This is a genomic window from Pararoseomonas sp. SCSIO 73927 (assembly GCF_037040815.1).
In the GTDB taxonomy this organism is placed as follows: domain Bacteria; phylum Pseudomonadota; class Alphaproteobacteria; order Acetobacterales; family Acetobacteraceae; genus Roseomonas.
On sequence record NZ_CP146232.1, the window covers coordinates 3147421 to 3160027 of the forward strand.

The window sequence follows — 12607 nt, forward strand, 5'->3', positions numbered from 1 at the left end:
CGGCCTGCGGCGCCCGAGACGGCGGACGGTCCGAGGCTTCAGGTGAAGTAGAGGACGCGTGCGCTCGGCAAATGGCGGGCGACCCCCGCCTCGAGCTCCCGGCGCAGGTCGGCCATCAGGGCCTTGGGAAAGACGTACTTGGCCGAGCCAAACTTCGTCAGCTTCCGGCTGCGCTGCTCCGGGTCCATCTCCAGCCCGCTGCCGGGGTACCAGCCCTGCAGCACCTCGCGCGAGCCCTCGGTGAAGCGGTGGGTGATGAGCTCCACCGTCAGGTCCGGATCTGCCGCGCCCTGCAGGGCGGTGGCGCAGTCGGCCAGCAGCGCGTTGTAGGCCTCTCGCCAGTCCGGCAGGTTCAGGATGGGCGCGACGGTGAGGCCGATGCGATAGCCGGCCAGCGCGGCCTGCCGCATGGCGTGCAGGCGGTTCCGCACGCGCGGCGCCCCGCCCTCGAAGCGCTCCGCCGCGCGCGCATTGACGGAGAAGCGGATGCGGGTGCGGCGGTGGTGCGGCAGGTCCAGCAAGGGGCCGATGCCGTCGTACTTCGTGGTGAAGCGGAGCTGGGCCTCCGCTTCCCAATCCCCGAAGAACCGGATCGTCTCGGCGAGGCTGACGGTGATGTGCTCGATGCCCAGGGGATCGGTGTAGCAGGAGCCCTCGTAGGTCGTGCCCTCCGCCGCGCGGGCGGCGTTGCGGGAGGTGACCGCGCCCTGGCCGAGCAGGGGCGGCAGGGCGGCCAGGATCTCCGGCAGGTTGGCATAGGCGCGGATGATGGGCGGGCCGGCGAGGGAGCCGGCGAGGTAGCAGTAGCTGCAATGGGCCGGGCAACCCTCAGCGAGGTCGAAGCGCCAGTCGGCGCTGGGCGGGATGGGCTGCGGCTTGCGGCGGCTAGGGGAGGCGACGACGACGGCCATGGTGGTCTTGGCGTCGCGATAGGTGTCGGGCAGGCCGCTCAGGCGGTCGGCCTTCAGCCGCACCACCTCGGCGCCCAGCGCGGCGGCGCGCTCCGCCATGGCCTCGCCCTGCGGCCAGCCGAAGGCGGAGGGCGTGATGAGGAGGCGCCTGGGCTTCCAGAGGGGATGGGCGCGGGCAGGCGCCTCCAGGACGTCGGAAGGCATCGCGCCCTGGGGCGCGTCGGAAGGCATCGCGCCCTGGGGCGCGTCGGAAGGCATCGCGCCCTGGGGCGCGTCAGAAGGCATATCGCACCCGGCAATAGGGCATGCGGGCGGCGAGCAGGTCCTTGAAGCGCTGCAGCCAGCGGCCCTTCCAGCCCGTGCGGTAGCGCAGGTTCACGCCGCCGCTTTCGGAAACCTTTTCCTCCTGGATGTCCGGGCGCCAGAGAAGCTCCTCCGCCTTCGGGTGCCAGGCGAGGTTGATCTCGTGCAGGTCGCTGTTGTGGGTGAGCATGATGATCTCGGCCGCCAGCCCGTCCTTCACGGCGGCGGGCAGGATGTCGTCCAGCTCCTCGAACAGCGCGCCCCATTCCGCCTCCCACCCCTCGCGCAGGACCACGGGGGAGAAGTTCAGGTGCATCTCGTAGCCGGCGCGGTGGAGTTCGGGGATGGCGGCGATGCGCTCGGCCATGAGGGAGGTGCGGACGTCCAGCAGCTTCCCCAGGACGGGCGGCATGAGGGACATGCGGATGCGCGTGCGGCCCCCCGGATCGTAGCCCAGCAGGTCGGGATTCACCCACTTGGTGGCGAAGCTGCCCTTCGCGTTGGGAAGGGTGCGGAACAGGGCGACGAGGTCGCGCACGTTGTCGGAGATGCCGGCGTCCACGGAGAGGTCGCCGTTCTCGCCGAGGTCGTAGACCCAGTCTTTCGGGTCCACCTGGTTCGGTTCCGCCTTCGGGCCCTGCTTCGCGGCGTGGCGCGCGGTGGCGGCCAGGATCGCCTCGATGTTGGCGAAGACGGTGATCGGGTTCGCGTGGCCCTTGCGGCGCGCGACGTAGCAGTAGGCGCAGGCCATGGCGCAGCCGTTGGAGGAGGAAGGCGCGATGAAGTCCGCGCTGCGGCCATTGGGGCGGAAGGTCAGGCCCTTCTTCACGCCCAGCACCAGCGCCTGCCTCTTCGCGGCCAGGTAATCGCCGGGATCGCCCTCCCGCAGCTCCGGGATGCGCCAGTGGGATTCAACCGGGATGCGCTCGGCCTCCGGGAAGCGGGCGAGGATCTCCCGGCCGCGCGGAAGGGCCTCCGCGGCTGGCTCGACGTAGATCCGGGCGATGTCGAGGGGGAGCGCGGCCATCCGGTGGGGATGTGGGGATGGCGGGCGCACCTGCCCAGGTTCGGTCGCGGCCTGGTCGTGCGCCCTGTTGCCGGCGGGGGCGTCCTGGGGCTTCCTGGGGCCATCCATCGGGAGGGCGGCCATGATCATCTGGCGCGGCTGGGGCATTCTGACCGTCGTGATCCTCGCCCTGGTGGGAGGGGGCGTGACCCTGGCCGCCGGCACGCTCCTGGAGTCCCAAGGCGCCCATGTCGGCTACGGCTTCGTCCTCGGGCTGGTCGCCGCGGCCGCGGCGAACTGGGTCCTCGGCCGCCGCCTGAACGGCCGCCCGGCGCGGGAGCTGGTGGATGCCCGGACCGGGGAGCGCGTGCTCCTCCGCACCTCGCACTCCCTGTTCTTCGTGCCGATGCAGTGGTGGTCCGTCCTCATGATCGCCGCGGCCGTGCTCGCCTTCCTGGCCATGCTTTTCGGCGGCGACAGCGGCGCGAAGCCGCAGCCCTGGACGGGGGTGAAGTGACCACCCCCGCGATCCGCGCCTCGGCGCGGCGCATCTGGGGCGTGGCGTACCGCCACCTCGCCCTGTTCCGCCGCTCCTGGCCGCGCGTGGTGGAGCTGATGTACTGGCCGGTGCTGCAGATGGTCGTCTGGGGCTTCGTCACGGCCTACATCGCGGGGGTGCAGCAGAACACCGCGGGCATCGCCGCCGGTGCGCTGCTCGGCGGCGTGCTGCTGTGGGAGGTGGCGCTGCGGAGCCAGATGGGCTTCGCCATCTCTTTCCTGGAGGAGATCTGGTCCCGCAACCTCGGCCACATCTTCGTCTCGCCGCTCCGCCCCTGGGAGCTGGTGGCGGCGCTGGTGGGGCTGAGCGCGATCCGTATGCTGGCGGGCGTGCTGCCGGCGGTGCTGCTGGCGTGGATCCTGTACGGCTTCGGCCTGTTCTCGCTCGGCCCCGTGGTGGTGCTGTTCTTCGCCGCGCTGATGATCATGGGCTGGGCGGTGGCGCTGGGCGTCACCAGCATGATCCTGCGTCACGGCGCGGGGGCGGAGACGCTCGCCTGGTCCGTGCTCTTCGGGATCGCGCCCTTCTCGGCGGTGTTCTACCCCGTCTCCGTCCTGCCGGGCTGGCTGCAGCCCGTGGCCTACGCCATTCCCGCCGCCCATGTGTTCGAGGGGATGCGCGCCGCCCTGCTGGATGGGCGGGTAGCCTGGGGGCACCTCGGCCTCGCTTTCGCGCTCAACCTGGTGTGGCTCGGCCTCGGCGCCTGGCTCTTCATGGCCCAGTTCCGGCGGGCGCGGGAACGGGGCGCGCTGCTCAACATGGGAGAGTAGCCGGGCGAGAGGTAGCCGCGCCGGAGCGGGAGGGCTAAGGCGGCACCATGCCGGACACGACCAGGATCTTCCTCATCCGCCACGCCCTGGTGGAGCCCGCCGCGCGCCTCACGGCCTACGGCTCCATGGACGTGGCGCTGTGCCAGGAGACCCTGGCGCGGGAACGGCCCGCCCATACCTGGCTGGCCGAACGCCTGCCGCCGGAGGCGCGCTGGTACTGCACCCCGCTGGCCCGCACCCGCGCCACCGCGATGGCCGTTTTCGCCGCCGGCTACCCGGAGGCGGCGCTGACGGAGCTGCCGCACTTCGTGGAGCAGTTCCTCGGCGAGTGGCAGGGGATGACGCATGAGGCGTTCACCGCTGTGCTGCGCGACCCGCCGCACCCCTTCTGGAACCACGGCGCCGATGAGCGGCCGCCGGGCGGGGAGAGCCTGTCCGACGTGGTGGGGCGCGTGGGCCCCACGCTGGAGGCGGTGGCGGCGGAGAACCCGGGCGGGGACGCGGTGATCGTCGCCCATGGCGGCTCCATCCGCGCGGCGCTGGCCCATGCCTGCGGCCTCTCGCCCTACCAGGCGCTGCAGTTCAGCGTGAAGAACCTCTCCCTCACCCGGCTGGAGAAGGAGAACGGCCACTGGCGCGTGGGCGGGGTGAACGAGGAGCCGCCGATGCCCCAGCCGCCGGGCTGAAGCCTGAAGCCTGAAGCCCCGCAAGCCTGCCACGGCGCCGCCCTGGTCTCGCCACGGTCGGCGGTATAGTCTGCCTATTGCGACAAGGGGTTGGGGGAAAGACTTCATGCGCCGCAAGATGTTTGCGCTGGGTGCACTGGCGGCCCTGGCCATGGGCGCCCTGCCGCGCGCCGCGGGGGCGCAGCAGGTGGAGCAGCAGGCGCTGGTGGACCGCGCCACGCTGACGGTGACGGAGATGCTGACCCAGGGCGATCCGAACGCGCTGCACGACGCCACCGGCTCCCTCGCCCGGGCGAGGGCCGTGATGATCTGCCCCCGGATCTTCCGGGCCGGCTTCCTCTTCGGCGGCCAGGGCGGGGATTGCGTACTGACGGCGCGGGACGGCGCGGGCTCCTGGTCCTCCCCCGCCTTCTACACCATTGGCTCCGCCAGCTTCGGCCTGCAGATCGGCGTACAGGACATGCAGGTGATGATGATCATCCTGACGGAGCGTGGGCTGAACGCGGTGCTGGACAGCCAGTTCAAGATCGGCGCGGACGCCGCCATCTCGGTGGCGACGATCGGGGCGGGGATCGGCGGCGCCACCACCGCGGCGGTGGGGGCGGACATCGTGAGCTACGCCCGCGCGCGGGGGCTCTATGCCGGCATCTCGCTGGAGGGGTCGCTCCTCTCCAGCCGGAACGATTTCAACACGGGGTATTACGGGCGCTCCGTCGCTTCCCGGAACATCGTGATCGACATGCAGGCCCATAACCCGGCGGCCGACCCGCTGCGGGCGGCGCTGATGCGCTTCAGCGCGCCGGGCGGCGGCAGGGCGCCGCAGCCGATGATGGCGCCGCCCCCGGGCGCGGGTGGGATGCCGCCGATGCAGGCGGCACCGAGCGGGACGGTCATGCGGGAGACGCTGCGCTAGCCTGCGGCAGGGAGCGCAGCCCCGGCGCAGGGGAGGAGAGGAGCACCCCCGCCTGAGCCGCGAAGCCGAGGGTTGAGGCAAGAAGGCAGGCCTCCACGCCCCAGCGCGCCGCGAGCATCGCGCCGATCGCGGCGCCCAGGGGCCGCGCGCCGTAGGTGGCTGTCATCACCGTCGCCGAGACGCGGCCGAGCATGGCCCCGGGCGTCACCGCCTGGCGCAGCGACGTGGTGTGGATGGTCCAGAGCACCGGCCCCGCCCCGAACAGGAAGAGCGCCGCCCCCGCCAGGGCCGGGGAGGGCAGGGCGGTGGTGGCGAGCATCAGCCCCGAGCCGAGCAGCGCCGCGAGGGGACCGGTGGCGATCAGCGCGCCGAGCCGTGCCCGCGCCGCCAGCCGGGAGGAGGCTAGGGCCCCGGCGATCATTCCCGCCCCGAAGAGCGCGAGAAGGATCCCCACCCCCGTCGCGGAGAGGCCGAGGTTCCGCACGGCATGGACCACCAGCCCGGCCTGCAGCACGAACCAGGCGGTGTTGAACAGCACCGCCGTGACCAGGATCGGACGCAGGAGCGGGTGCGAGAGGACGAAGCCGATCCCCTCCCGCAACTCCGCCGCCGGTTTCCGGCGGGCGAGGACGGCGCGGGGCGGTTCCCGCAGCCCGGCGAGCGGCGCCACCGCCAGCAGGGAGAGCCCGATCGCCAGCCCATAGGCCGGGCCGGCGCCGAGCCAGCCGATCAGCGCCCCGCCCAGCGCCGGCCCCGCCGCGAAGGCGAGGCTGCGGCCGAGCTCCAGGGCGCGGTTCGCGGCGGCCAGCCCCGCGCGGGGCACGAGGGCCGGCACGATGGCGGGCGCCGCCACGCCCTGGGCCACCGTGCCCGCCGCGCCGAGGGCGCCGAGCGCCGCCAGCCCAACCAGGCCAAGATGCCCCGTGCCCGCCAGGACGAGGATCGCGAGCAGGGCCGCCGCACGCAGCGCCTCCGCCCCGATCATCAGGCGCAGGCGCGAGGCGCGGTCCGCCAGCAGGCCGGCGGGCAGGGCGAGCAGCAGGAAGGGCAGGGTCTGCGCGGCCTGGAGCCAGCCCGTCGCCGCCGCGTCCGCGCCGAGGGAGAGCACGGCCAGCAGCGGCGCGGCCGCGAGCGCGACCTGTTCCGAGGCCTGGGCGGCGAGGTTGGAGAGGGCGAGGCGGCGGATGGGGTTCGGCATGGCCCCTGCCTGCCCGATCCGGGCCGCCCGCGCCCTCCGCCCGTTGCGCCGCAATGCCGGTGCTTGCGCCGGGGCGCCGGGCCGTCGCATGAGGGGCCACCCCGCCGGAGCGACCGCGATGACCGCCAGGATCATGCTGCTGACCGGTGCCAGCCGGGGCATCGGCCACGCCACGGTGAAGCGCTTCCAGGGGGAGGGGTGGCGCATCCTCACCGTCTCCCGCCAGCCCTTCTCCGAGGAGTGCCGCTGGCCCGGGGCGCGTTGGGGGCACATCCAGGCGGACCTGTCCGACCCCGTGCAGGTGAGGGCGATGATCGAGGAGGTCCGGTCTCGCCTGCCGGGCGGGCAGCTGCACGCGCTGGTGAACAATGCTGGCATCTCGCCGAAGGGGGAGGGCGGGGCGCGGCTGGGGGCGCTGGACACGGACCACGAGGCCTGGACCGCGGTGTTCAACGTGAACCTCTTTTCCACCGCCGCCCTGGCGCGGGGGCTGTTCCCCGAGCTGAAGGCGGGGGGCGGCAGCATCGTGAACGTCACCTCCATCGTGGGATCGCGCGTGCACCCCTTCGCGGGGGCTGCCTATGCCTGTTCCAAGGCGGCGGCGGCGGCGCTGACGCGGGAACTGGCCTACGAGTTCGGTGCCCACGGCATCCGCGTGAACGCCATCGCGCCGGGGGAGATCGATACGGCCATCCTCTCCCCCGGCACGGAGGACATCGTGGAGCGGCAGATCCCCATGCGGCGGCTGGGCACGGCGGAGGAGGTGGCGGAGACGATCCTCTTCCTCTGCTCCCCGGCCAGCTCCTACGTGAACGGGGCGGAGATCCACATCAACGGCGGGCAGCACGTCTGAGAGCCGGCCGCGCCTGCCCCGGCCCTCAGAAGAGGGCGCGCGGGCCAGCGGGTGTGTCGATGACGGCGTGGAGGCGCGGTTCGGGGCCCTCCCGCACGGTCGGCGCGTCGGCCAGCCCCAGTGTGTCGTAGAGGCTCCGCACGCCTTCGGGGTCGGGATGCTCAAGGGTGAAGGAGGCGAGCCGCGCGCCCTGGTCCGGCATGGCCGGGGCGGGGCAGCCGCGTGGGCCCCAGTCGATGACGCAGGGCATGGCGCCACCGGCGGGCAGGGCGCCATCCGGCCGCAGCGCGAAGCGCCAGCGCCGGTCCCCCCGCGAGACAGGGACAGCCTCCCCGAGCAGCGCCGCGTGGCGGGCCAGCACCGGGTTCAGATCGTCCGTGCGGGCGACCCAGGCGCGGAGGCGCCGCCCCTTCTCCCAGTCGGTGCGCCGGGCGGCGGTGTCGTCCAGCCCGAACCAGCGGGGGCGGGCCGGAGCGGCGGCGGCAGGGTCGATCGCGATCACCTCCAGGAAGGCGCCGTCACCGAGGCGGAGCAGGCGGTTATGCGTGCCCATCTCCGGATGCGCGCCGCCCGGCCCCATCTCGATTCCCAGGAGGTCGCGGACATGCGCCACGCCCTCCTCCAGGCCGGGCGCCACGACCACGAGGTGGTCGAGGACGAGTGTCATCCGAGCTGGTCCAGCCCTGCCCGCAGGACCCCGTCCGGATCCTCCACCAATCCTTCGCGGAGGAAGAGGTCGATGAGGACGAGGTTCACGTTGAACTTCACGTCGTCCGTGTCCCGTACCGCTTCCAGCACCTTCCCGACCGGCCAGAGCTCGAACCGCTCCACCTCGTCGTCGTTCGGCCGGGGGATGACGTCCTCGGGCATGTCGAGGTCGAAGAGGTGCAGCAGGTCCCGGCGCATCCCCTCCTCGGTCCGCATCACGTAGGAGACGCGGCCGACGAGGCGGGCCTTCACCGCCAGATCGGCGGGGATGGAGGCCTCCTCCTCCGCCTCCTTCGCCAGGCAGCGCTCCGGATCCATCCCGGCGGGGATGCCGCCGGCCACCACGTTGTCCAGCTTGCCCGGCGCGATCGCCTTGTCCTTGGCCCGCCAGCCCACCCAGAGGTGCAGCCCGTCCGGCCGGCGCACCAGCCCGTTCGCGTGGACGCCCTGGCTGACGATGCCCATGGCCGGCAGCACGCCACGATCCACCGTGGCCAGCACCGGGCCGGTGGGGTGGGCGCGCACGTCGAACTCCTCCCCCCGGATACGGCCGAAGCCGGATTTCGCCAGGGCCTGGCCGATCTCCGCCAGGGCGCCGGTGCGGGCGGCCACGCCGCGAAGGCCGGCGGCGAGGGAGACGCCCTCCGGCCCGAAATGGACGAGTTTCGGCAGAAAGGTGAGGGCGCGGGCGGCCTCGGCCTCCAGCCAGCCCACCTGCTCCTCCCCGATCCGGAAGGGCAGGTAGCCGGCAGGGGAGGGGATGTTGTTGCAGGCCGCGATGTGCCGGGCGAAAGGGTTCATGCACCCATCCTGCCCTGCCCCGCGCGTTCCGGCACCCCCGCATGCGCGGTCGCGGCTGGTGCCGGACGGCGGGAAGCCCCATCTCCCTCCCCGAATGCCGTCCTGATGGGACGGCACCCCCATACCGGACCGCCCCGGCGCGTCGCCGGCCCCAGGGACCTCATCCCACGGGCCGCCCGAGCCCGCCCCTGCGGCCCGCGCCCCGGAGTTCCCGCGTGCCCGATTCCATGGTCCCGCCCAGCCCGCCCGCCGAATTGCCCAATGGCCCCAGGGGCACCTGGGAGACGCTGAAAAGCCTTGCCCCCTATCTCTGGCCGAAGGGCGAGACGGGGCTGCGCGCCCGCGTCGTCGTCGCCCTGGTGCTGCTGCTGGCGGCGAAGGTCGCCAACATCCTGGTGCCCATGGCCTATGCCCGGGCGGTGGACGCGCTGACGCCGCATGTCGGCGCCGGTGCGGCCGCAGGTGCCGTCACGGCGGGGGCGGTGATGGCCGTGCCGGTGGCGCTGGTGGTGGGCTACGGCCTGCTGCGCATCGCCTCCGCCGCCTTCGGGGAACTGCGGGACGCGGTGTTCACGAAGGTGCAGGCCCGCGCCGGGCGGCGGATCGCGCTGCAGGTCTTCACCCACATGCACGCCCTGTCCCTGCGGTTCCACCTGGACCGGCAGACGGGCGGCCTCTCCCGCGTGATCGAGCGGGGGACGCGGGGGATCAACTTCGTCCTCGACTTCATGCTGTTCAACATCATCCCCACCATCGTGGAGATCCTGCTGGTCGCGGTGATCCTGTGGCGGATGTTCAGCTTCACCTTCGCCGCCGTCACGCTCGGCACCATCGCGCTCTACGTCGCCTTCACCCTGGTCTTCACCAACTGGAGGCTGCAGTTTCGGCGCCGGATGAACGAGACGGACCAGGAGGCGAACACGCGGGCGATCGACAGCCTGCTGAACTACGAGACGGTGAAGTACTTCGGGAACGAGCGGCACGAGGAGCGGCGCTACGACGCCTCCCTCTCGCGCTACGAGAAGTCCTACATCCAGTCCGAGGTCTCGCTGAACTGGCTGAACATCGGCCAGGCCGCGATCATCGCCATCGGCCTGACGGCCGTGATGCTGATGGCGGCGCAGGGCGTCGCGCGCGGCACCATGACGGTGGGCGACTTCGTGCTGGTGAACACCTACCTCATCCAGCTCTACCTGCCGCTGAACTTCCTGGGCTTCGTGTACCGGGAGATGAAGCAGGGGCTGGTGGACATGGAGGCCATGTTCACCCTGATGCGGGAGGCGCGCGAGGTCTCCGACCGCCCCGGCGCCCCCGCCCTGCCGCCCGGCCGCGGCGAGGTGCGCTTCGAGGATGTACGCTTCGGCTACGGCCGCAACCGGGAGATCCTGCACGGGGTGAGCTTCACCGTGCCGCCGGGGCGCATGCTCGCCATCGTCGGGCCGACGGGGGCGGGCAAGTCCACCATCTCCCGCCTAATGTTCCGCTTCTACGACGTGTGGGACGGGCGCATCACCATCGACGGCGCGGACCTCCGCGACGTGACGCAGGAGAGCGTGCGGGCGGCGATCGGCGTGGTGCCGCAGGACACGGTGCTGTTCAACGACACCATCGCCTACAACATCGCCTATGGCCGCCCCGGCGCCAGCCAGGAGGAGATCGAGGCGGCCGCGAGGCTGGCCCAGGTCCACGACTTCGTCATGCGGCTGCCGGAGGGATATGCCACGCGCGTCGGTGAGCGTGGGCTGAAGCTCTCGGGCGGCGAGAAGCAGCGCGTGGCCATCGCCCGCACCATCCTGAAGGACCCGCGCATCCTCATCCTGGACGAGGCGACGAGCGCGCTGGACACCCGGACGGAGCAGGAGATCCAGTCCGCCCTGCGCGGCGTGGCGAAGGGGCGCACCACGCTGGTGATCGCCCACCGCCTCTCCACCGTGGTGGAGGCGGACGAGATCATCGTTCTCGCCGATGGCCGGATCGCGGAGCGCGGCACCCATACCGAGCTGGTGGCGGCGGAGGGCATCTATGCCGGGATGTGGCGCCGCCAGGCCCAGGCGGTGGCGCTGGCCGAGGCGGCCGCCGCGACGCGGGAGGACGCCCCGCCCGTCGCCGCGCCTCCCACCCCGGGGCCCGTTCCAGCCCCGGGCTAAGCCTGCCCCGGCGACCGGCTCCAGCGACCGGCCCCGGCGACAGGCCGATGGCACGGGTGGCCCCTGGGGTCTTTTCCCGATGGTCCGGGCGGCTATACCGCCCGGGTCTTCATCTTCGGCCCCGAGTTGACCATCTGGGGGCAATATTTGACAGGAGTGCCCGGGAATGTCCCTGGACCCGACGGGAATGGCCCCGGAAGACCTGAGCCACGCCGGCTCCGTGACCGACAAGGCCATCGAGTACATGATCGAGCAGGGCATCGCCCCCATCTCCATCGCCTCCGCCCTGCTGGGCGGCGCGCTGGGGCTGATGGCGCGGGAGATGGACGACAAGGCGATCGCCAACGTCCTCCGCAGCGCCCTCAACTCCGTCGAGAGCGGGGAACTGCAGGCCATGCGGGCGGAGAGGCCACCGGTGTCCTGACCTGACTTGACTCCCGGGGGCGCGGAGGCCATACGCGCCCCTCTTATCCGAACACCAACCCGTGCCCCGTGCCCTCCCGCATGGCCGCGCGGCCCGAAGACCCAGGGGTTTCCACCATGTCCCGCCGCTGCGGCATCACCGGCAAGGGCGTCCTGACGGGCAACAACGTCAGCCACGCCAACAACAAGACCCGCCGGCGCTTCCTGCCGAACCTCCAGCACACCTCCTTCTTCTCGGACGTGCTGGGCACCTCCATCCAGATTCGCCTCTCCACCCGCGGCATCCGCACGGTGGAGCACAATGGCGGCCTGGACTCCTTCCTGCTCGGCACGCCGGACCGCGCGCTGACGGTCGAGGCGAAGGTGCTGAAGCGCCGCATCGAGAAGGCGCAGGCGAAGAAGGCCGCCGCCTGAGGCACCTCTCCCTCACCTGAGGATCGCGTTCAGCGGCGCGGGGGACCTCCCTCGCGCCGTTGTCATGTCTGGTGGGGTCATGTCCGGTGCCCGACCCGCCCGGGCGCGTTAACCGGCGGGCAGGATGGCCGTGCCAGCTTGCCGGGATGGAGACCCTCCCCCTCGTCCTGGCGGCCAGCACCGTCCTCCCCACCATCCTGGCCTGGCGCCTGCTGAGGCGCGCGCGGGGTGCGGAGGCGCGGGAGGCCCGGTCCGCGCTGCGGCTGGACGCGGCGGGGCGGACCCTCGGCCTCGCCGCGCGGGAGCTCGAGATCTCCGGGCTGGCGCTGCTCGGCCTGGCCGCCCGGCTACCCCCGGCGCTCCTCCCCGCCGCCGAGACGGAAGGGCGGCGCCTGCTGAACCTGGCGGATGAGGTGGCGGATCACCTCACCGCCGCCCCCGGATCGCGCGGCCTGAAGGAGAGCCGCCTTCCCCTCGGCCCCCTGCTGCGGGAAGCGGTGGGGAACGTCACTCTCTCCCTCGGGGAGGGGGCGCGGCACTGGCAGGTGGCACCGGAGGCCGAGGCGCTGACCGTGCTGGCCGACCGCCGCGCCCTGGGCCGTATCCTCGGCCAGTCCCTGGCCCGGGCGGCGCGGGAAACGCGGGCCGGGGACCGGATCGCCCTCCGCCTCGTCCGCGCGGCGGAGACGGTAGCGCTGGTGATCGAGGACGAGGGCGCCGGCCTGCCGCGCGAGGACCTGTCCGGTGGGGAGGGCACGCGCGGCCTATCCCTCGGGCTCTCTGCCGCGCGGGAGCTGATGCGGGCCCATGGCGGGGAGCTGACGCTGGAGGCGGCGCCGGGGATCGGCGCCCGCACCTGGCTGACCCTGCCCCGCGCGCGGGTGCTGGAGGACGGGGCGGCGGCCTGACGCGCGC

14 protein-coding genes are annotated in these 12607 nt (G+C 72.8%); 9 read left to right on the forward strand and 5 right to left on the reverse strand.

Annotated features, from left to right (window positions below; all coding sequences use genetic code 11):
* Positions 1-38 precede the first annotated feature (38 nt).
* Positions 39-1115, reverse strand: a complete 1077-nt coding sequence (locus tag VQH23_RS14640) for a spore photoproduct lyase family protein (RefSeq protein WP_338661476.1) — start codon at positions 1113-1115, stop codon at positions 39-41.
* A gap of 70 nt (positions 1116-1185) precedes the next feature.
* Positions 1186-2241 (reverse strand): spore photoproduct lyase family protein, encoded by a 1056-nt coding sequence (locus tag VQH23_RS14645; protein ID WP_338661477.1) that lies wholly within the window; start codon positions 2239-2241, stop codon positions 1186-1188.
* A 121-nt stretch (positions 2242-2362) separates the two neighbouring features.
* Between VQH23_RS14645 and VQH23_RS14650 the strand changes: the two genes are divergently transcribed.
* From VQH23_RS14650 to VQH23_RS14665, 4 genes are all read left to right on the forward strand, one after another.
* A complete protein-coding gene (locus tag VQH23_RS14650; protein WP_338661478.1) occupies positions 2363-2737 on the forward strand; it encodes a hypothetical protein in 375 nt (124 codons plus the stop codon).
* Positions 2734-3549, forward strand: a complete 816-nt coding sequence (locus tag VQH23_RS14655) for an ABC transporter permease (protein WP_408904213.1) — start codon at positions 2734-2736, stop codon at positions 3547-3549. The genes VQH23_RS14650 and VQH23_RS14655 overlap by 4 nt, the downstream gene beginning before the upstream one ends.
* Before the next feature lie 47 nt (positions 3550-3596).
* Positions 3597-4235 (forward strand): histidine phosphatase family protein, encoded by a 639-nt coding sequence (locus VQH23_RS14660; RefSeq protein WP_338661479.1) that lies wholly within the window; start codon positions 3597-3599, stop codon positions 4233-4235.
* Positions 4236-4341: 106 nt separating this feature from the next.
* The gene (locus tag VQH23_RS14665) at positions 4342-5148 is read left to right on the forward strand and encodes a lipid-binding SYLF domain-containing protein (protein WP_338661480.1); all 807 of its coding nucleotides are present in this window, start codon (positions 4342-4344) and stop codon (positions 5146-5148) included.
* On the opposite strand, the gene VQH23_RS14670 is transcribed toward VQH23_RS14665, so the two are convergent.
* Positions 5126-6346: an MFS transporter gene (locus tag VQH23_RS14670; RefSeq protein ID WP_338661481.1), complete on the reverse strand. Its 1221-nt coding sequence runs from the start codon at positions 6344-6346 to the stop codon at positions 5126-5128. The two genes, VQH23_RS14665 and VQH23_RS14670, sit on opposite strands and share 23 nt — an antisense overlap.
* A 118-nt stretch (positions 6347-6464) precedes the next feature.
* On the opposite strand from VQH23_RS14670, the gene VQH23_RS14675 reads away from it, so the two are divergent.
* Positions 6465-7199, forward strand: a complete 735-nt coding sequence (locus VQH23_RS14675; RefSeq protein WP_338661482.1) for an SDR family oxidoreductase — start codon at positions 6465-6467, stop codon at positions 7197-7199.
* Between the two features lie 25 nt (positions 7200-7224).
* Here the strand turns inward: VQH23_RS14675 and VQH23_RS14680 are convergent, their stop codons facing one another.
* Both VQH23_RS14680 and VQH23_RS14685 read right to left on the reverse strand, forming a co-directional pair.
* Positions 7225-7866 (reverse strand): VOC family protein, encoded by a 642-nt coding sequence (locus VQH23_RS14680; RefSeq protein WP_338661483.1) that lies wholly within the window; start codon positions 7864-7866, stop codon positions 7225-7227.
* Positions 7863-8708 carry a DUF4743 domain-containing protein gene (locus VQH23_RS14685; RefSeq protein WP_338661484.1) on the reverse strand — a complete coding sequence of 282 codons (846 nt, stop codon included), beginning with the start codon at positions 8706-8708 and terminating at the stop codon, positions 7863-7865. The genes VQH23_RS14680 and VQH23_RS14685 overlap by 4 nt, the downstream gene beginning before the upstream one ends.
* Positions 8709-8935: 227 nt before the next feature.
* Between VQH23_RS14685 and VQH23_RS14690 the strand changes: the two genes are divergently transcribed.
* From VQH23_RS14690 to VQH23_RS14705, 4 genes are all read left to right on the forward strand, one after another.
* Positions 8936-10855 carry an ABC transporter ATP-binding protein/permease gene (locus tag VQH23_RS14690; protein ID WP_338666106.1) on the forward strand — a complete coding sequence of 640 codons (1920 nt, stop codon included), beginning with the start codon at positions 8936-8938 and terminating at the stop codon, positions 10853-10855.
* A gap of 166 nt (positions 10856-11021) precedes the next feature.
* Positions 11022-11279 carry a hypothetical protein gene (locus VQH23_RS14695; RefSeq protein WP_338661485.1) on the forward strand — a complete coding sequence of 86 codons (258 nt, stop codon included), beginning with the start codon at positions 11022-11024 and terminating at the stop codon, positions 11277-11279.
* A gap of 116 nt (positions 11280-11395) precedes the next feature.
* Entirely contained in the window at positions 11396-11692 is a 297-nt protein-coding gene (rpmB, locus tag VQH23_RS14700; protein ID WP_209369901.1) for a 50S ribosomal protein L28, read from the forward strand.
* 146 nt (positions 11693-11838) lie between these two features.
* Complete coding sequence (locus VQH23_RS14705) at positions 11839-12600, forward strand: ATP-binding protein (protein ID WP_338661486.1); 762 nt, start codon at positions 11839-11841, stop codon at positions 12598-12600.
* The last annotated feature ends 7 nt before the right edge of the window (positions 12601-12607 follow it).